22 protein-coding genes are annotated in these 18,148 nt (G+C 33.4%); 7 read left to right on the top strand and 15 right to left on the bottom strand.

Annotated elements, in window-relative coordinates:
* The first annotated feature begins 1 nt into the window (after position 1).
* The 4 genes from mnhE1 (at position 2) to HMPREF2642_RS07205 (ending at position 2,426) form a co-directional block, all read left to right on the top strand.
* Positions 2-484, top strand: coding sequence for a Na+/H+ antiporter Mnh1 subunit E (mnhE1, locus tag HMPREF2642_RS07220; RefSeq protein WP_002433263.1), 483 nt, complete (start codon positions 2-4; stop codon positions 482-484).
* On the top strand, positions 481-774 hold the full coding sequence (mnhF1, locus tag HMPREF2642_RS07215) for a Na+/H+ antiporter Mnh1 subunit F (RefSeq protein ID WP_002433123.1): 294 nt from the start codon (positions 481-483) through the stop codon (positions 772-774). The genes mnhE1 and mnhF1 overlap by 4 nt, the downstream gene beginning before the upstream one ends.
* Positions 752-1,108: a Na+/H+ antiporter Mnh1 subunit G gene (mnhG1, locus tag HMPREF2642_RS07210; RefSeq protein WP_030065040.1), complete on the top strand. Its 357-nt coding sequence runs from the start codon at positions 752-754 to the stop codon at positions 1,106-1,108. Before mnhF1 ends, mnhG1 begins: the two co-directional genes overlap by 23 nt.
* A 157-nt stretch (positions 1,109-1,265) precedes the next feature.
* The gene (locus HMPREF2642_RS07205; RefSeq protein WP_070597753.1) at positions 1,266-2,426 is read left to right on the top strand and encodes an FAD/NAD(P)-binding protein; all 1,161 of its coding nucleotides are present in this window, start codon (positions 1,266-1,268) and stop codon (positions 2,424-2,426) included.
* 64 nt (positions 2,427-2,490) lie between these two features.
* On the opposite strand, the gene HMPREF2642_RS07200 is transcribed toward HMPREF2642_RS07205, so the two are convergent.
* The 6 genes from HMPREF2642_RS07200 to HMPREF2642_RS07175 all read right to left on the bottom strand — a co-directional run bounded on the left by HMPREF2642_RS07200 (position 2,491) and on the right by HMPREF2642_RS07175 (position 8,391).
* The gene (locus HMPREF2642_RS07200; protein WP_002433169.1) at positions 2,491-2,865 is read right to left on the bottom strand and encodes a PaaI family thioesterase; all 375 of its coding nucleotides are present in this window, start codon (positions 2,863-2,865) and stop codon (positions 2,491-2,493) included.
* 24 nt (positions 2,866-2,889) lie between these two features.
* Complete coding sequence (locus HMPREF2642_RS07195) at positions 2,890-4,206, bottom strand: Na+/H+ antiporter family protein (RefSeq protein ID WP_037548539.1); 1,317 nt, start codon at positions 4,204-4,206, stop codon at positions 2,890-2,892.
* A 333-nt stretch (positions 4,207-4,539) separates the two neighbouring features.
* A complete protein-coding gene (locus HMPREF2642_RS07190) occupies positions 4,540-6,021 on the bottom strand; it encodes a M17 family metallopeptidase (RefSeq protein ID WP_037548536.1) in 1,482 nt (493 codons plus the stop codon).
* Positions 6,022-6,125: 104 nt separating this feature from the next.
* A complete protein-coding gene (locus HMPREF2642_RS07185; RefSeq protein ID WP_070597752.1) occupies positions 6,126-7,334 on the bottom strand; it encodes an NAD(P)/FAD-dependent oxidoreductase in 1,209 nt (402 codons plus the stop codon).
* Positions 7,335-7,712: 378 nt separating this feature from the next.
* Positions 7,713-8,072: a HesB/IscA family protein gene (locus tag HMPREF2642_RS07180; protein ID WP_002433168.1), complete on the bottom strand. Its 360-nt coding sequence runs from the start codon at positions 8,070-8,072 to the stop codon at positions 7,713-7,715.
* 73 nt (positions 8,073-8,145) lie between these two features.
* The gene (locus HMPREF2642_RS07175) at positions 8,146-8,391 is read right to left on the bottom strand and encodes a YuzB family protein (RefSeq protein WP_070597751.1); all 246 of its coding nucleotides are present in this window, start codon (positions 8,389-8,391) and stop codon (positions 8,146-8,148) included.
* A 317-nt stretch (positions 8,392-8,708) separates the two neighbouring features.
* Between HMPREF2642_RS07175 and HMPREF2642_RS07170 the strand changes: the two genes are divergently transcribed.
* Positions 8,709-9,773 (top strand): NAD(P)/FAD-dependent oxidoreductase, encoded by a 1,065-nt coding sequence (locus HMPREF2642_RS07170; protein WP_030065026.1) that lies wholly within the window; start codon positions 8,709-8,711, stop codon positions 9,771-9,773.
* Positions 9,774-9,832: 59 nt separating this feature from the next.
* Here HMPREF2642_RS07170 and HMPREF2642_RS07165 read toward each other — a convergent pair whose 3' ends face one another.
* Positions 9,833-10,153, bottom strand: a complete 321-nt coding sequence (locus tag HMPREF2642_RS07165) for a YuzD family protein (protein WP_002433267.1) — start codon at positions 10,151-10,153, stop codon at positions 9,833-9,835.
* A gap of 100 nt (positions 10,154-10,253) precedes the next feature.
* Here HMPREF2642_RS07165 and HMPREF2642_RS07160 point away from each other — a divergent pair, with 100 nt between their 5' ends.
* A complete protein-coding gene (locus HMPREF2642_RS07160) occupies positions 10,254-10,496 on the top strand; it encodes a NifU family protein (protein WP_002433501.1) in 243 nt (80 codons plus the stop codon).
* Between the two features lie 210 nt (positions 10,497-10,706).
* Here HMPREF2642_RS07160 and dltD read toward each other — a convergent pair whose 3' ends face one another.
* The 8 genes from dltD to HMPREF2642_RS07120 form a co-directional block, all read right to left on the bottom strand.
* Positions 10,707-11,948 (bottom strand): D-alanyl-lipoteichoic acid biosynthesis protein DltD, encoded by a 1,242-nt coding sequence (dltD, locus tag HMPREF2642_RS07155; protein ID WP_030065018.1) that lies wholly within the window; start codon positions 11,946-11,948, stop codon positions 10,707-10,709.
* Complete coding sequence (gene dltC / locus HMPREF2642_RS07150) at positions 11,945-12,181, bottom strand: D-alanine--poly(phosphoribitol) ligase subunit 2 (RefSeq protein ID WP_002433359.1); 237 nt, start codon at positions 12,179-12,181, stop codon at positions 11,945-11,947. The genes dltD and dltC overlap by 4 nt, the downstream gene beginning before the upstream one ends.
* Positions 12,182-12,198: 17 nt before the next feature.
* Entirely contained in the window at positions 12,199-13,413 is a 1,215-nt protein-coding gene (gene dltB / locus HMPREF2642_RS07145; RefSeq protein ID WP_030065014.1) for a D-alanyl-lipoteichoic acid biosynthesis protein DltB, read from the bottom strand.
* The gene (gene dltA / locus HMPREF2642_RS07140) at positions 13,410-14,867 is read right to left on the bottom strand and encodes a D-alanine--poly(phosphoribitol) ligase subunit DltA (RefSeq protein WP_070597750.1); all 1,458 of its coding nucleotides are present in this window, start codon (positions 14,865-14,867) and stop codon (positions 13,410-13,412) included. Before dltA ends, dltB begins: the two co-directional genes overlap by 4 nt.
* A gap of 15 nt (positions 14,868-14,882) precedes the next feature.
* A complete protein-coding gene (locus HMPREF2642_RS07135; protein WP_002433492.1) occupies positions 14,883-15,032 on the bottom strand; it encodes a teichoic acid D-Ala incorporation-associated protein DltX in 150 nt (49 codons plus the stop codon).
* A 412-nt stretch (positions 15,033-15,444) separates the two neighbouring features.
* On the bottom strand, positions 15,445-16,413 hold the full coding sequence (locus HMPREF2642_RS07130; RefSeq protein WP_023350620.1) for a 2-hydroxyacid dehydrogenase: 969 nt from the start codon (positions 16,411-16,413) through the stop codon (positions 15,445-15,447).
* Between the two features lie 73 nt (positions 16,414-16,486).
* Entirely contained in the window at positions 16,487-17,266 is a 780-nt protein-coding gene (locus HMPREF2642_RS07125; protein ID WP_030065011.1) for a TIGR01457 family HAD-type hydrolase, read from the bottom strand.
* Positions 17,266-17,700 carry a DUF86 domain-containing protein gene (locus tag HMPREF2642_RS07120; protein WP_002433111.1) on the bottom strand — a complete coding sequence of 145 codons (435 nt, stop codon included), beginning with the start codon at positions 17,698-17,700 and terminating at the stop codon, positions 17,266-17,268. The genes HMPREF2642_RS07125 and HMPREF2642_RS07120 overlap by 1 nt, the downstream gene beginning before the upstream one ends.
* Positions 17,701-17,818: 118 nt before the next feature.
* Here HMPREF2642_RS07120 and HMPREF2642_RS07115 point away from each other — a divergent pair, with 118 nt between their 5' ends.
* Positions 17,819-18,085 carry a DUF3055 domain-containing protein gene (locus HMPREF2642_RS07115; RefSeq protein ID WP_030065009.1) on the top strand — a complete coding sequence of 89 codons (267 nt, stop codon included), beginning with the start codon at positions 17,819-17,821 and terminating at the stop codon, positions 18,083-18,085.
* Positions 18,086-18,148: the final 63 nt, after the last annotated feature.

Raw genomic sequence — 18,148 nt, 5'->3', positions numbered from 1 at the left:
TATGGCCGCACAATTTATCGTCAATTTATTGGTCGCTATCATTTGGTTATTTGTAACTGATAGTTACACGTTAAATAACTTTGTTCTAGGATTTCTATTTGGTCTTATACTTGTTTACCTCCTACATCGGGTAATGCCAGGTCGCTTTTATTTAGTAAGGATTTATCGCATTATTGTATTAATTCTTACATTTTTAAGTGAACTGATTAAAGCGAATTTCGATGTTCTGAAAATCATCCTCAAACCAAATATCACGAATAAACCAGGTTTTTTCGTGTATGAAACAGATCTTAAGACAGACTGGCAAATTGTCTTACTTTCAAATCTTATTACGTTAACCCCAGGAACTGTGGTATTAGGCATTAGTGATGATCGTAGGAAAATATACATTCATGCGATTGACTTTAGTACTAAAGAGGAAGAAGTTGAAAGTATAAAAACTTCATTAGAAAAGGTAGTAAGAAAGGTGGGTGAAAACGAATGACACATAATATTTTCATTATTATTGCATTAATTATTGTTGTAGCTTCAATGTTAGCCATGTTAGTACGTGTCATTCTGGGCCCTTCTTTAGCCGATCGTGTTGTTGCACTTGATGCTATTGGACTACAGTTGATGGCTGTGATTGCCCTATTTAGTATTTTATTAAATATTAAATACATGCTTGTAGTTATTTTAATGGTAGGTATACTAGCTTTCTTAGGTACTGCAGTTTTTTCTAAATTTATGGATGAAGGTAAGGTGATTAAACATGATAACAACGATCATCATTAGTATTGCCGTAATCTTTGTCATGTTAGGTGCTTTGATTAGTGCCTTTGCAGCGATAGGCTTAATCAGACTAAAAGATGTTTACTCACGTGCCCATGCTGCTGGTAAAGCAGCAACACTTGGGGCGATGTTTCTACTCTTTGGTGCCTTCCTGTATTTCATCGGCACTGAAGGCTACGTCAATATGCAATTAATCATCGGCATTATCTTCGTTTTCATAACTGGTCCACTTTCTAGTCACATGATTATGAAAGCAGCCTACAATATTCAAACACCTTACAGTAAAGATACAAAAGTTGATGAAATTAAAGAAGATATGAATGATACAAAATTATAGTTCTAAAACTCTAAGGAAATAATAAAACATATTTCCTTAGAGTTTTTTTATACGACATAATACATCAATAGTCTTTTGTCTATATGCATAAAATGTGATATGATTTAAATCGTAATTATTTCGATTTAAAATTAAGAAAGTTAAGGGAGTGCTTTACATGCATTGGACTATTATTGGTGGCGGAGTTCAAGGTACAACTGTAGCAATTAAACTAAGAAATGAAGGAATAAGTAGCAATCAACTAACTATTATTGATCCTTATCCTTCCCTATGTGAACAATTCAACGAGTATACCAAACGTATAAGTATGCCTTTCTTAAGATCGCCATTTGTGCATCATATACATCCCCAACCTTTTCATTTAAAACAATATGCTAAATTAAATCAATATACTTCGGCATATTACGGCCCATATAAACGTCCTCAAAGAGATATGTTTATGCATCATATTCATGATTTAGTACATCAATACGATTTAAATAAAAGTCATATTCAAAGCATTGCTTCTAAAATTATGAGTAATCAACAAGGTAAATGGCAAATTGAATTACATAACGGGGAGTCAATCCTTACCGATTGCGTAGTTATTGCAAATGGATGTAATCATCAACCATTTATACCTTCGCAATTTATTAGTAAACCTAAAGTGACTCATATATTTGATAAGAATTATGATCAAACAATTGAAGAAAAAGCTAATCATATTGTTGGTTCAGGGATTTCAGCAGCACATTTAACGTTAAAATTAATTAATCGTCAAGAAAATAATAATAAATTACATTTATGGCTTAATAAAAACATTGAAATACATGATTTTGATGCAGATCCTGGGTGGTTGGGCCCAAAACGCATGAATCACTTGCTAGCAATATCTTCACCAGAAGCGCGTTTAAACGTCATTAATGAAGAACGTCATAAGGGCTCAATGCCTATGGAGTTATTTTTACGATTGAAGAAACAAGAACAAGCGGGTCGGTTAATGATTCATCATTCACCTATAGATGAAATCAATGATAAGACTATCACTTCCAATGGTTGTCATTATAAATATCATCATATTTTACTTGCCACTGGCTTTGTTAATAAAATCTGTAATCAACCTTTGATTCAACATCTTATCTATGATGAACAAGCCCCATTAAATTCGTGTGGCTATCCTTCATTAAGTGATGAACTTGAATGGCTACCTCAATTGTTTGTTGTGGGGGGACTTGCTGATTTAGAATTGGGACCCTTTGCGAGAAATATCATGGGTGGAAAAGAAGGTGCTGAGAGAATTAGTAAAGCATTACATCGTTTAAATAAAAAGATATCATAAACTAAAAAAGTGCTCCCTCTAATGTAGACTAAATCGTCTTTAAACCATTAAAAGGAGCATTTTTTTATTTGATTGATTTGATAGCAATAGTGCCACGCATAATACTAATTAATTGATTCGAGTCATTTTTGATTTCAACATTCCATACTTGTGTTGTACGACCTTGATGTATGATCTTAGCAATTGCTGTGACACGTCCCTCTTTTGTTGAATGTATGTGGTTAGCATTCATTTCTAAGCCAAGAGGAATATATTGAGTTGTATCTATTAAATTAGCAGCACCCAAAGAACATGCTGTTTCACCTAAGGCGAGACTTGCACCCCCATGTAAATATCCGAATGGTTGTTTAACCTTGTCTGTAACAGGCATTGAAATTATTACAACACCTTCATCCTCTTCTTCAACATGCATTTCAAATGTCTCCAAAAGATTGGTCACGCTTTACACACCTCATTTCAAGTTTTATAGTACCATAGCTGCAATCGTACCAAAAATAATTAGAGGTATATTATAAAACAAGAAGTTCGGAATACACGTATCTCGTATATGATCGTGCTGTCCATCGATATTGAGTCCTGCCGTTGGGCCTAAAGTAGAATCACTCGCTGGTGAACCTGAATCACCAAGAGCACTTGCCGTACCAATTAAGGCGATAAGCGCCATAGTATCAAGACCAATAGATGCGCCGAATGGTATAAATAATGATGCGATAATTGGTATCGTTGCAAATGAAGAACCGATACCCAAAGTAACAATAAGACCAATAATATACATGACAATAATACTAATTAATTTATGATCACCAGTGATACTTGTTAAATCTTTAACCAATGTATCAATATCACCCGTTGCATTCATAACCCCTGCAAAGCCGTTAGCTGTCAGTATTACTACCCCAATATACGCCATAATTTTAATACCATCAACAAACTGTTCATCTAGTTCGTACCACTTATAAACTCTAGAAATAAAGAAGACGAGCACACCTGCAAGCGCACCAAAAATCATTGAATCTGTGAAAGTTTGGACAATAAATGTCGCTAAAATCGCAATGATTGTCACGATTAAAACATAAGGCTTTAATTCAGTGACTGTTTCACGTTCATCAACATTACGTTGTACGTAGTTTCTTGGTTTACGATACACGATAAACCCTAATATAAGTCCTACAATATATCCCATTGAAGGAATTAACATCGCCTTCCAAATCATACTGAATTCAATTGGGTGATGCGCTTTTTGGAAACCACTTTGAATGATTTGATGGAAGATTTGACCAAAGCCATATGGAAGTAAAACGTAAGGCCAGCATAAACCAAATCCGATTACTAAACCAATGAGTCGTCTATCAATTTTTAAATCATTGAATAAACTAATTAATGGAGGAATAACTATTGGAATAAAAGCTATATGTACTGGAATAAGATTTTGGCTCATAATACTCATTGCTAATAAAGCAAGAATAATAATAACTTTTACTTTTATACGTGAAAGTCTGCTATTTTCTGAATGGATGCCTTCAATAATTTTTCCAACGAGATAATCAGTAATCCCGCTATAAGAAATGAGTGCTGCAAAACCACCTAGTAAAGCGTAGCTTAAAGCAACCTCTGCTCCATCGGTAATATTCTTCCCAAAAACACTGATGACTTTCTCTACACTCATACCAGAAATTAAACCACCTATGAGTGCACTTATAAATAAACTAATGACTACATTGAGTCTACATAAACATAAGACGATCATTAATATAACTGCTATAACAACTGCATTGATCATGTCGCTCCCCATCCTTTACCACTCTATCGAACTAAAGTATTTATGTTTTAAATAGTACCAAGACACAAATTTAATGTCAATATAAAATATGATGCAAAATATTTTATTGTTGTAGTCTTAATTATCCTACTCGTAATCAATGACTGGATTAAAAGTGTGCTAGATTCAAGCTTCTTTTAAACCAAGTCATTTATGTCACGAGATGGTAAGTGATGAAATATTTGTTAAAAACATTCTTCAATTAAAGTCAATTGTGGAAAACCTCAGAACTACTAATTACATACTATTATGCTTTCACACATAATGAACATCATCTTTACAATTATAAGGATGTTACTGGTATTGTTGTTTCAACCATTCTACTACTGTAGGAATCATATAACCTGTTGGCCCTTTTGGACCTTTAAAAGTTGATTTATTAATCGTAGCTGGTCCTGCAATATCAAAATGGATATGGGGTGTCTGACCACTAAAATGCGTAATAAATGCTGCTGCAAATAATGCTTTACCTTGTCCATTCGTATGATTGACTAAGTCTGCTATGTCTGAATTTCTAATTAACTGCTTTTCAGTATCTGTGATAGGTAATTCAAACACTTTTTCATCTACTGATTTAGCTATATCTAACAGACTGTTGATTTCATTTTTAGCGTGAGAGTGAAAAGCAGCTGCTTTATCCTCTCCAAGTGCCACAATTGCTGCACCAGTTAAAGTGGCGAAATCCATAATAAGTTGTGGTTGAAATTGCGTAGCATATGTAACGGCATCACCTAGCACCATACGTCCTTCAGCATCACTATTTAACATTTCAACAGTTTCGCCGCTGAGTGAGGTAAAAACATCATCTGGTTTCATAGACTTTTCATTAATCATATTCTCAGCTGAAGCAATAACTCCCACTACATTAACTGGCAATTTTAATCTCTCGATAATATCTATCATTCCAACAACGTTTGCGGCCCCACACATATCGAATTTCATCGTCTGCATACCGATTTTAGATTTAATGCTATATCCACCTGAGTCATATGTAATACCTTTACCTACTAAAGCAATGGGTGCATCATTCGACTTTCCGCCATTGTAAGTTATTGTTATTAAACGAGGACCATTCACCGAACCTTTTCCGACTGCATGTAAAAGCCCAAAGCCCTCTGATACAATTGTTTCCGCATCTTTAATATCTACTGATACCTTTTTATCTTTAAAATGACCCTCAATTTCTTCAGCAAAATATTGTGGTGTTAATATGTTAGGAGGCATTTGACTTAGCTCACGTGCTAAATTAATAGACATCCCTAGTTGTTGACCTTCATTAATATCAGAAGCAATCTCATCATGTTCAGTTTGTATATAAATAGATGGTTGATAAGGCGCTTTTTTATCTGATTTATAATTATCAAATTGATAAATGGATTGTTCACTCTGCAATCCGAGAGTTTTAGCCACCTCTACTACATCATTATGTTTAGACATAAATGTATCTATAAGAACTTCAGCTTCATTAATATGTTCTTGTTTTAAATACTGAAACGTATATCCCCAAACTTTTAATAATCGCTGATAAGAAAGCTCTTTAAGATTACCTAATCCCACTGTTAACAAGCGCTTTGGCTGATCATTTATGTAAAGCAAAGTGGAAGATATCTTTCCAACCGAGCTTCCAATAATATGATGTTGCTTCAACGTCTCAAGTTGTTCAATAATTGATTGATTCTTATATTTAATGTCTCTTAATTGATTAATGTGTTCTGGTAATCCCACGATGAGCGTTTCAATATATGTGTTAGATTTTTCATTGATGTAAATGTTCATAAAATACCTCCATTTATGTATATCGTATTATAGGTTTCCTATTAAAAAACCCTCCTGCTTAATAAACAGAAGGGTGAAATACATTTATATATAATTAGCTTAGTTTAGAATTTACCTTTTTTGAATGCTAAGCCGATACCACCGAGTTTGAATACGGCACGTGTATCAATAACTTTTTTCATTAATGCAGCTTTTTTACCAGTAATATCTCTACCGTAAACGATACCTACACCATCATGAGCACCTAATGAGCATACTGTACCACGATTTACGTATTGGAAGTCTTCTTTAGATTCACCATTTAAGATATGTTTGATATTTTTGGCAACATGTTCACCTTGTTGCATAGCAATTTGTGCAGTTGTTGGTAATGGACGTTCTTCACCAGCTGGAATGAATGCTGAACAATCACCAATAACAAAAATATCATCGTGACCTTCGATAGTTAAATCTTGCTTATTAATGATACGACCACGTTTAACACCTTCAAATGATTCTTCCATTAACTTACTACCGCGTACACCAGCAGTCCATACTGAAGTACCAGCTTCTAATTGTTGTTTTTCTCCATCTACTTCTACAACGAAACCTTGTTCGTTACAAGCAACAATTGGAGTGGCAATTTTGAATTCTACACCACGGTCTTCTAAGTAATTAACCGCGTAGTTTACAAGTTCATCAGAGAACATTGGTAACATTTTTGGTGCCGCTTCAACGCAAGTTAATTTAACTTTACTTTGATCGATACCATATTTACTGCATAATTCTGGAATTCTATCTGTTAATTCACCTAAGAATTCAATTCCAGTGAAGCCAGCCCCACCTACTAAGATTGATAAATCTTTATCATCTTTTTCTTTAGAAGCTGCGTAATTAGCAAATTTATCTTCAATGTGACGAGATAATTTACGAGAAGTTAATACGTTCTCGATTTGAAAAGCATAGTCTTTCATACCTTCAATGCCAAATGTTTCACTTACGAAACCTAAAGCTACTACTAAGATATCGTAGTCATATACTCCCTTGTCAGTTTCGACACGTTTAGCATTGCGGTCAATTTTTGTTACTTCAGCAACTACGAAGTTAACTTTATCTTGTTTTACAGCACTTTCAACTGGATATAATAAATCTTCATAATTGATTGTACCAGCAGAAGCTTCATGTAACCAAGTTGATTCATAGTGATATTCATTCTTATTAATTAAAGTAATTTCTGCTTCGTCTGCAGAAATTTCTTTTTGTAATTTAGTAACTGTTTGTAAACCAGCATAACCGGCACCTAAAACTAGCACTTTCTTACGATCTTGAGCCATCTCTAATTCACCTAAGCTTTCATAATATTTTAACCAAAATGAAGATAAAGGCTATAAACTTATGACAAGGTAAATTGCCCTATCGTTATAGACTTCGTCGACATCTTAAATTATTACGTCTTTTATCAAGGTTAAATCTTTAGTTGTTCACACAAAAGACAATTTTTAATCCAATTCTAATTTTATAGCTTTTACGCTACATTTTCAAGCTACAACAGAGTTAGATTGTGAAGATTTTAATTTAACTAACGTAGTTCTCACAAATGCCATAGAAACGTTGTAAAACATCCAAATAATATAAAAAAAATAGGCAACCTGTTTCCAGGATTGCCTAAAATCTTTTTACATCATTTAATACTATTCTTTGGTTTGACTTATTTAGCATTGTTCAGGGTTACCTGATACTTTAGCCGTTTTGAATGAGCTTCCACAACCACAGGATGCTATTGCATTTGGGTTATCTATTTGGAAGCCACCGCCCATAAGTGATTGTTTGAAATCAATTGTTGTACCATTTAAAACTGGTGCATCATATTTATCAACAAGTACTTTAAGTCCAAAGTATTCTAATACTTCATCGTTCTCACCAGGGGCTTCTTCGGCAGACATTCCATATGTGAGCCCTGTACAACCGCCACCATTCACTTTAATTTTTAAATAGCCATCTGCCATATCATTACTTTCTAACATATCTTTTACTTCATATGCAGCTGCTTCAGTTAAGATTACTGTTGGCATACAATTTACCTCCCAATTTCTCAAAGAAATTTTATAATTTCTACATCATTTTATTGCTAATTTATGTTATATATTAAAACATATTTGTAATATCGTTTTCTTCAATGTGTTTATAAATATTGATTAATAAATCCTCTGGCGAATCACCTTCAACAATATCACCATCGACAAGTACATACAACCCACTAGAGCACATGCCACAATTTTGCAAGCATCCGTATTCTAATACATCTACGTCTGGATCATTTTCCAATTTTTCATAGACGATATCTCCGCCCTTTGCCATGTTCGACACACAAAATTCTACTAACGGAAACATAAGACACCTTCTTACTATTTTATTAGTCTTAACATTATAACAAAGTTACTAATCATATGCCTATCGGTCAGCTTGATGATTTCCATCATGTATGGTATACCCTTATTTCTAAAAATTAAATTGTATTCTACATTTGTTTGTAGTCATTTTGAAAAACCGATATAATGAAGACATATATATATTTACTTTCAATTCAGGGGTTAAGAAAGTAAATCGTTAACTATCTATAGTGTAAACGGGCACATTTTAAAAGATAGTCTCAAAGGATCTCAATAATTTTTCAAAAATTAAACAAATTGAATAAAGGGGTATAAAAAATGAAAAACTTAGTTTTACTAGGCGGGGGTTATGGTAATATGCGAATTATGTCACGTATCTTACCAAATTCAATTCCCGAGGGGTATCAAGTGACGTTAGTCGATCGAATGCCTTTCCATGGATTAAAACCTGAATTCTATGCACTAGCAGCAGGTACAAAATCAGACAAAGACGTACGTATGCAATTTCCAGATAATAAACAAATTAATACAGTATATGGTGAAATCAATGATATTAATTTAGAGGAACAAATCATTTCTGTAGGCAATTCTAAAATCGACTACGACGAACTCATTATAGGGCTTGGTTGTGAAGATAAATACCATAATGTTCCTGGCGCTGAAGAATATACACATAGCATTCAAACATTATCTAAATCACGTGAAACCTTTCATAGTATCAGTGAATTACCTACCGGTGCGCGTGTAGGAATTGTAGGAGCTGGACTTAGTGGTATCGAATTAGCAAGTGAATTACGTGAAAGTCGTTCAGATTTAGAGATTCTTCTATACGATAGAGGCCCTCGTATTTTAAGAAATTTCCCTGAAAAGCTAAGTAAATACATATCAAAGTGGTTTTCTAAACACGACGTTACTGTAGTACCAAATTCAGTTATTGATCGCGTTGAACCCGGTAAGATATATAATAACGGTCAACCTGAAGATATTGATTTAGTAGTTTGGACAGCAGGAATACAACCTGTTGAAGTTGTACGTAACTTACCAATCGATTTAAGCAATACAGGACGTGTCATTCTTAATCAATACCATCAAGTTCCAACTTATAAAAATGTGTATGTAGTAGGAGATTGTGCAGATCTTCCTCATGCACCTAGTGCACAATTAGCCGAGCTACAAGGTGATCAAATTGCCGATGTACTCAAAAAACAATGGAATAATGAATCACTACCAGATAAGATGCCTGAAATTAAAATCCAAGGCTTCTTAGGTTCTCTTGGAGATAAACAAGGTTTCGCATATATAATGGATCGTACAGTCACTGGTCGTTTAGCTTCAATTTTAAAATCTGGTGTGCTTTGGCTTTATAAATATCATAATGGTTAAATCACTTATTAAAGGCAAGTTCTACTCATTTAAGAACTTGCCTTTATTTCTGTATTAAACTACGCTTCAAAATGCGTTTCTATAAAGCGTACAACTGGTTTCATTTGAATGTAACCGTCAGCAACATACTCATCGTTCATCGTTACTAATGGATAAAACAATTCGTCTTCTTGAATTCTTTCAATAAACTGTTCGTCATGATCTGTTAAATTCTCTGTATCTCGATTAATGTCAATATATGTAAATTCAAAATGATGTTCTGGAAACTTCCGTTTTAGCAAAGGTTGAAGCCATTCATATGTATCTTTCGATGTTGGTGCGTTAACACAACTTGCACAAATTACATCAGCTCCATAAACCACAACACTTATTTTAGTCATTAAAAATCCCCCATCTTGTTTTATAGATTTTTACTACTGAATCTATTATAATGAATTAATAATGATTATGAAATAAATGACTTGAAAGGAGACATGTCACATGCCTACTGAAAACGCAACGATGTTCGATCAAGTAGCTGAAGTCATTGAACGCTTACGTCCATTTTTATTACGCGACGGCGGTGACTGTACACTTGTTGACGTCGAAGATGGTATTGTTAAATTACAATTACACGGTGCTTGTGGTACATGCCCAAGTTCTACAATCACTTTAAAGGCCGGAATTGAACGTGCACTACATGAAGAAGTTCCTGGTGTTATCGAGGTAGAACAAGTATTCTAATCGAATATATGAGTATAGATTGAGTCTGGGATGTTATTCTCAAATTAACAGCAGTAAGATAATTTTTATTAGAAATTATCTTACTGCTTCTTTTATATTTTATACTCTTCATTAACATATAGTTTTGATTTACTTTTGAAAATTTGACAACGTTTATATTTAAAAAGCCAGAAACTACTTATTTGTAGTCTCTGGCTTGATTATTATAAATTATTCATCATGATGCTTCTTTTCGTGATGGTCATGGGCTTTGTGGTCTTTTTTTGGTGGCTGATTCTTGGAGTAATCAACTTTATGATTTTTAGGATCTTTACCATCCATATGTTTAGCAATTTGTTGGTCTACATACACCCAACCTTTCCATCCAATATGAACAGCATCACTAATTACATATTTCTCATAATCTTTATTTGTCATATCATAAATTTTACCACCATTATCTACTACAGTAGAATGGATTTTTTTATAAATAGACTCACGTCTATCTTTATCTATACCGATATGATCATACCATCTACCATTTGATGGAATACTTACGTACTGTACATCTGCACCTGCTTCATGCAGAGTTTGCACTAATAATTGTAAGTCTTGGAATTCTGGAGAATCAATATTAAATTCATAATCACGTTTTATTTTACGTTTATTCTCTTTAATTAACTTCCAGTATGGGTCTCTAATATCAAATTTGTTAGTTTTAGTATTAGCCTTCCCAATATCTATAGCCTTATCTTTCATCTCATTCCAAGATGCATCTTCTTCAGTAGCAGGTTTAACATGTGCTAATGGAGGCTTTTTAAATGAGAATAGAGATTTAATTGCTTCAATTTTTATAAGTTGGTTTTCTTTAAATGCAGAAATATAGTTACCTGAAACTTCCCCTGGATGTTTCGCTTGCTCTCTTAAATATGATTTATTGTGAGCATGCGGAAATTGTAATAATCGTTGAGCATAAAGTTTCTTTAAGTCAGCAGGCATATTTTTTTGATTGAACATCTGGTTGATCTGAGTTTGTGACATACGAGCATCAAAGTTTTGATTTGTTAAACCGTGATTGGTAAACCATTGAGGAGAAATAATAAATGTTAATTTCTTCCCTTTGAGATTATCGTATTGTGATGCCAATTCAACTGCATTAATCAAATCCGTTGATCCTCCAGTCCCGAGTAAAAACGTTTGTTTGCTTGAATTATGTTTATTCAATGCAATACCTGGATTAAAAGGATCATCTTTACCAAGTTCACTTGAACCATATATTGGATAATACTTATCTGACTCAAATAGTTTATTTTGAATGAGCGTGCCTTTTAATACTTGATCTGTTAAAGAAATTCTATTATCAGCTAGCGTTTTATCCGTTACTAAGCCCGTAAACCAGCTTGCTGGCAATAGGACGAAGATAACGAATATCACACCACTAATTAAGATAGGTAAGAAAGGTTTAAATTTCATCGTAACTCTTCTAAAGCTTCTACAATTTTATTAGGAGTTGCCCACTCATCTCTATCAAAATCCATAATAGATACTTCAATATCTAATTTATTTTGAATTTCTAAAAGTAAACCTACAGTTTGGAAAGAATCAATAATACCTTCTTCAAAAATTTCTACATCTGGGTTTTCTTTTACAATATCATTTTCAGCTACTTCTGCTAATAAGTCTAAAACTTGATCTCTAAATTCCATAATTAATTACTCCTTTATTAAATAAATTTACCTGAGAAAATTAAGAATCCAAATGTTACAAAATGGAAAGTAATGATAATACTCAATGCTGTAGTAAATCCATTTTGCCAACGTGGTGGATGTTTTTTACGCCAGCGTTCATAATAACCATACCCTATGAACAATGCCGCATGGTATAAACCATAAACAATGTAATATACTTCAAGACCATGCCATATGCCCATAATAAAGAAGTTTAAGAAGAATGCCATATTAGACATTGCAAATTGACTTTTTAATAACTTCTTACGAGACATATAGAATAATGATCTCATGTAAATGCAATCTCTAAACCAGAACGATAAAGTCATATGCCATCTGTTCCAGAAATCTTTAATATTTTTAGCTTTAAATGGTTGATTAAAGTTCGGTGGTGTTTTAATTCCATATAAATAACTTACTGCAATCGCAAACAAGCTATATCCTGCAAAGTCAAAGAATAAGTATAAGCTGTATGCATACATATAAAGCCACATATGTGTGAAACCGTGTAAGTTCATTTGTAATGGGTTAACTGCATACACTTGAATAAAGTACGCAATAATATATTTATACAAGAACCCTAACATAATCATGTGGATGGCTTTAAGAACAAGCTCTCTATACTCTCCACCTGTAGGCACCTTCTTATCGTCTTTAACAAAACGTTTATAACGATCAATTGGTCCAGAAGAAATTGTTGGGAAGAATGAAATAAATTGAATTAACTTCCAAACTTTGATCTCTTTAATTGAACCATCTCTAATTTCCATAATAAGTTGAACACTTTTAAATGTTACGTAGGATATACCTAAGAATCCGACAAATTCGATTAATTTACTTTCATGAAAATGAATCTGATGTCCGCCTAACCATGAACTTTGAAGAATCTTCACAATCGCTAATGGTAGGATAGATAACACCATGACAGTAGTAAATTTAGCAAATGTATTATTCTTTTGACGAGACTTATAATAGAACATGATTAATGCGACTTGCCAAATTACATAAATAATAAAACTTAACAATTGCACACTTAAATACTTTTGACCAAGAAGATTGTGTTTATCTGAAGAAAAGATAAGTACAATCATAATGGCGGTACTTATACCGTTATAAATATAACTACGCTTACCTAAAAATCCGAGTATTATAACTGGTATAAGCACAATAAAAGCAATTAAGAAGAAGGTAAACGTTCCATATGGAATCATCCGTTAACTACCTCTGCAATCTTCTTACGATCTAATTTACCATTTGAAGTAAGTGGTAATTGTTCCATCCATTCGAACTTTCTCGGAATCATATACTCTGGTAAGCGTGATTTAAGTTCATGTTTGATATTCGTTGTCATTTCTAAGTTGTCTTCAACTCTATCATAAGGTACAACAGCACCGATAAGATGTACAACTTTACCATTTTTATAAACTGGTACGACAATTGCTTCTCTTACATATTGTGATTGACGTAATTGCGTTTCAATTTCTTCTAATTCCATTCGATAACCGTTTAACTTAATTTGGAAATCGATACGTCCTTGAATAAACCATAATCCATCTTCTTCTTTAGCCTTATCTCCAGTGTGATAAGTTCTGGTACCATCTTCAAAGTTGAAAACCGCTGTAGTCTTCTCCTCATTCTTAAGATAACCTAAACTCACACTTTGTCCTTCAATAACAAGCTCACCTTCATCAGTAGTTGATAATGTTGTACCTGGTCGTGATACGCCTACTGGTAGAGGATTATATTGCTCTAATACCTCTTGAGTGATTTGAATACTTGTTACAGCCACTGTAGCTTCTGTAGGTCCATACGTGTTGTAAATTGTGGCACTTGGATATCTACTTACTAAAGCTTTAGCTGTTCTATGAGGTAGAATTTCCCCGCAGAAGAAGAAATGATTTAAACTATTATATTGCTTCTCATTAAGATTTGGTAATAATAAACACATTTCGATAAATGAAGGAGTAGATACCCAAACATTAATTGGTGTGTTCATTAACATCTCATTTAACAGTTTAGGTTTTTTAATCATATCTTTATCCACTAAATTAAGAGTACCACCGGACGTTAAGCATGGATATATCGCCATGACCGATAAATCAAATGAGAATGGTGCTTGGTTTAGCCATTCTTGACCTTGTCCAGCTCCATTCAGTGATACCATCCACTCGGCAAATTCAACGAGACTTGCATATTCGATTTGAACCCCTTTAGGTTCTCCTGTCGAACCAGATGTAAAGATAGTATACACAACATCGTTATATTTCATTTGACTATCAAAAATAACAGGATCTTGTGAGTCTTGAATATCTTTAATAGAAATTTCTTTTCCGATAGATTGCTCTAAAGTTTCATCTGAAGTGTTAAAAATAAATTCTGGTTGAACTTTTTCGATAATCATTTTTACACGTTCTTCTGGTACTGATGTATCGATAGGTACATAACCACAACCCGCTTTAATTGCTCCTAACATCCCGACAATCATATACGGAGACATGTGTCCATATAATACCATTGGTTTTTTACCATCTTGTAATTGATGTGCTAACTTACTTGAAGCTTCATCTAATTCTTTATAAGTCAAGACATCTTCTATATGTCTAACAGCTATCTTATCTGGCTGTTCTTTAGCGAAATGATTTAACGTATTAATAATTTCTGCCATCATTACTCTCCCTCATTAAAATTCATTATAAATGAAGTTATTATGTGTATCGCCACTACCATATATTAAGTATAAAGCTATAAATATAGCTAAATATAATAATGTAAGTAAGTAAGGCTTCATTTTTTCATAATACTTATTAGGTTCTTTACTTTTAGTTTTCATATAGCACCTCTTAAACTTAGATTGTTTGATATGTATATAAACAATCATCTTACATATAAAAATATATTCGTCAAAATTTAAAGCTTTCTCGAATCGTTAACATAAAAATACAATGCTACTTCTATATTTTTGTTTTACAATTCATTATAGTCACAATTGAATTATAATTCAATTCTATTTTTATAATTATTGCATGTTTCACTTTGATATCAAGACTTTGTAAAACATTTTTTCGTCACGCATTGGGAAAGACTTAAGTTCCTCTTTTTATTAGAACATCATTATTTTAAGACTAAAACAGCTAATAAACAATTACATACCGACTAACAAAATTGTTAGATTAAATCACTAAAAACTCACGCAACCTCAAAAGGATAATTATCCCTAGATTGCGTGAGTTTAAAAAACCTTTTTAGTTATTAACTTTTACCGGAGTGATAGGTAGTTGATGATTTAAAACAGCTAAAATATTATTAACACAAAGTTGTACCATTCGATCTCTTGTGAGACGTGATGCGCTTCCAATATGAGGTACAATCACCGCGTTATCAAGTTTCAATAGAGGATGATTCACATCGATAGGTTCTTGACGCAATACATCAAGTCCACAACCTAAAATAGTATGATTTCGTAGCGCTTCAACCAATGCAGTTTCATCAACAATGGCACCTCGTCCGATATTAATGAAAATGGCATCATTCTTCATCAAATTGAATGCTTTTGAATCAAATTGATTCTCAGTTTGTGGTGTTAACGGTGCTGTACAAATGACAAAGTCACTTTCTTTTAATAAAGTTTCAAACGAAACGTACGTCGCATCTAACTCTTTTTCAGCTTCTGGATTCTGAGTACGGTTGTGATATAAAATACGAGTATTAAAACCTTTTAAACGACGTGCAAACGCTCTACCAATACCGCCCATACCATATATACCTACTGTCGAACCGTGAACATCTTTTCCGGAAAGTAAATAAGGCCCCCAGCTTTGCCATTGACCCTCTTGCACATATCTTTCCGCTTCAATAATGCGTCTAGCAACTGTTAACATAAGTGTAAAACCTAATTCAGCAGTCGTTTCAGTTAATACATCAGGTGTGTTAGTTACAGTAATGTCATGATCATTCGCTCTGACGACATCTATGTTGTCATAACCTACAGCCATATTTGCAATAATTTTAAGGTCAGACGCTTCTGTCAATACTTCTTCGTCTACGCTTTCACTTAAAGTAATAAAACAAGCAGTAGCGTCTTTAACTTCACTTAAAAATGTTTCTCTAGGCATTGGTGTTAATTCTTTATCCCACATGACGACATCGCCGATTTGTTCTAATTGTTCAATAAATTTTTGAGGAATCTTTCGAGTAATTAGTATTTTGTTCATCCACTCACCCCAGTTTATTTATACATCTATTATTTAATGTTTACCTTAGAAAATTATTACACAGTACTATGGGTTACTTTTCAAGTTCAGTGATAGCAACATTTAAATCTGCGAAAGAATGTGTGGGTGGTACTTCTTTAGTTTGAATTTCTTCGTAAGTAGTTACGCCTGTTTGAACGTGAATCGTATCAATGCCTACATTAATACCTGACATAATATCTGTATCATACAAGTCTCCTACCATGGCTACATCCTCTTTATTTAAACCTAGTATTTCTAGAGCTTTATCCATAATTATCGTTTCAGGTTTACCAATAAATTGTGGTTGTACCCCAGTAGAAACACTAACAACACTTGTAATAGCGCCATTTCCAGGTAAGAACCCTCTTTCCTTAGGAATGGAGACGTCAGGATTAGTAGAGAGGAATTTAGCACCATTCCTAACTCCTAATGTGGCTACTGCAAGTTTCTCATATGTAACTTCTTCATCTAAACCAATCACCACATAATCTACATGTTCATCAGCTTTTACAGTTAATCCTGCTTCAGTTAAAGCTGTTTTCAAGCCATTACCACCAAGCATGTAAACTGATGCATTTGGGTGTTCTTCTGAAATAAAGTCAGCAGTAGCAAGTGCTGAAGTCACAATTTCCTCAGGTTTCGCATCAATTTTCATTTCACGAAGTTTGTCAACAACTTGGTCCGGCGTCTTCGTTGAGTTGTTTGTAACATATAAATGTGGTATTTCATTGCGATTCAAATAATCTATAAATTGTGCCGCTCCATCGATTTCATCTGTACCTTTGTACATCGTACCATCTAAATCGATTAAATAGGCTTTATAATTCTTCACTATTGGTTCTCCCCTTTTCCAAATGCAGTAATTGGAACGTTCTCACTTTCAAGAAATTGTGCAACCTCTTTGATAAATTCCTTATAATATGGCAATGATTTATCAAATAAAGGCATGATTTCTTTTACATTTAATTCTGTATAATTGTGTGCAAATTGTTTTCTGACATCTACAGTGTCATTAATATGGGTTTGAGTTTCCTTAGAAATTACATTTTCTAATTCTAGAATATCAATCACGTCTTTATAGTTACCTGGATCTCTTAAAATAAACCCATCTATAATCATATTTCCAATATCTACTGATGATTCGATTAACATTTGAGCAATACGTTCATACGCATAATGATTTTCTTTATTTTTATCATAATCCTCTGTCAAACCTTGTAAATAGGTCAATTTCTGTGTCAATTTTTCTTTATCTACGAAATACATTCGTTCGTCACCTCTTCATACATCTATCATGCTTATCATATCATAATTTTGCAGTCGTCTTCATTTGTCGTTATACTTAGACGTAACACTTTTTGGAAAATAAAGGAGCGCATAACGCATGATTGATATGTACTTATATGATGACGAAGAACAAAGCCAAGTTCAGTTCGTAGGGTTTGTTGGAGAACACAGTCGTTATGATTTAATGCTCGTTCAAACTGACAGACACTATGGGAAAACACTCGTATTAAATATGCAAACAAATAAATTCGGAATTATAGGAACAGATGATATTGAAGAAGAAGGCTATATTGCACATATACTTGGTGTCACAAAAGAAGAAGGCGATGAAATTATTGGATACTTGAACGAAGTGATTCATTAAATATATCTGTTAACAAGAACGTAATCATACCACTACAACAATGAGCAAAAATGATATATATCT

Source organism: Staphylococcus sp. HMSC055A09 (assembly GCF_001809655.1).
GTDB lineage: Bacteria > Bacillota > Bacilli > Staphylococcales > Staphylococcaceae > Staphylococcus > Staphylococcus capitis.
Note: the sequence above shows the minus strand (reverse complement) of the source record. Positions and strands in the feature narration are given on the sequence as shown.

Bases quoted from the DNA above. Each gene is read 5' to 3' on its own strand.
- mnhE1 (WP_002433263.1), top strand. From the start codon at position 2: ATGGCCGCACAATTTATCGTCAATTTATTGGTCGCTATCATTTGGTTA.
- mnhF1 (WP_002433123.1), top strand. From the start codon at position 481: ATGACACATAATATTTTCATTATTATTGCATTAATTATTGTTGTAGCT.
- mnhG1 (WP_030065040.1), top strand. From the start codon at position 752: ATGATAACAACGATCATCATTAGTATTGCCGTAATCTTTGTCATGTTA.
- HMPREF2642_RS07205 (WP_070597753.1), top strand. From the start codon at position 1,266: ATGCATTGGACTATTATTGGTGGCGGAGTTCAAGGTACAACTGTAGCA.
- HMPREF2642_RS07195 (WP_037548539.1), bottom strand. From the start codon at position 4,206: ATGATCAATGCAGTTGTTATAGCAGTTATATTAATGATCGTCTTATGT.
- HMPREF2642_RS07190 (WP_037548536.1), bottom strand. From the start codon at position 6,021: ATGAACATTTACATCAATGAAAAATCTAACACATATATTGAAACGCTC.
- HMPREF2642_RS07185 (WP_070597752.1), bottom strand. From the start codon at position 7,334: ATGGCTCAAGATCGTAAGAAAGTGCTAGTTTTAGGTGCCGGTTATGCT.
- HMPREF2642_RS07180 (WP_002433168.1), bottom strand. From the start codon at position 8,072: ATGCCAACAGTAATCTTAACTGAAGCAGCTGCATATGAAGTAAAAGAT.
- HMPREF2642_RS07175 (WP_070597751.1), bottom strand. From the start codon at position 8,391: ATGTTTCCGTTAGTAGAATTTTGTGTGTCGAACATGGCAAAGGGCGGA.
- HMPREF2642_RS07170 (WP_030065026.1), top strand. From the start codon at position 8,709: ATGAAAAACTTAGTTTTACTAGGCGGGGGTTATGGTAATATGCGAATT.
- HMPREF2642_RS07165 (WP_002433267.1), bottom strand. From the start codon at position 10,153: ATGACTAAAATAAGTGTTGTGGTTTATGGAGCTGATGTAATTTGTGCA.
- HMPREF2642_RS07160 (WP_002433501.1), top strand. From the start codon at position 10,254: ATGCCTACTGAAAACGCAACGATGTTCGATCAAGTAGCTGAAGTCATT.
- dltD (WP_030065018.1), bottom strand. From the start codon at position 11,948: ATGAAATTTAAACCTTTCTTACCTATCTTAATTAGTGGTGTGATATTC.
- dltC (WP_002433359.1), bottom strand. From the start codon at position 12,181: ATGGAATTTAGAGATCAAGTTTTAGACTTATTAGCAGAAGTAGCTGAA.
- dltB (WP_030065014.1), bottom strand. From the start codon at position 13,413: ATGATTCCATATGGAACGTTTACCTTCTTCTTAATTGCTTTTATTGTG.
- dltA (WP_070597750.1), bottom strand. From the start codon at position 14,867: ATGGCAGAAATTATTAATACGTTAAATCATTTCGCTAAAGAACAGCCA.
- HMPREF2642_RS07135 (WP_002433492.1), bottom strand. From the start codon at position 15,032: ATGAAAACTAAAAGTAAAGAACCTAATAAGTATTATGAAAAAATGAAG.
- HMPREF2642_RS07130 (WP_023350620.1), bottom strand. From the start codon at position 16,413: ATGAACAAAATACTAATTACTCGAAAGATTCCTCAAAAATTTATTGAA.
- HMPREF2642_RS07120 (WP_002433111.1), bottom strand. From the start codon at position 17,700: ATGTATTTCGTAGATAAAGAAAAATTGACACAGAAATTGACCTATTTA.
- HMPREF2642_RS07115 (WP_030065009.1), top strand. From the start codon at position 17,819: ATGATTGATATGTACTTATATGATGACGAAGAACAAAGCCAAGTTCAG.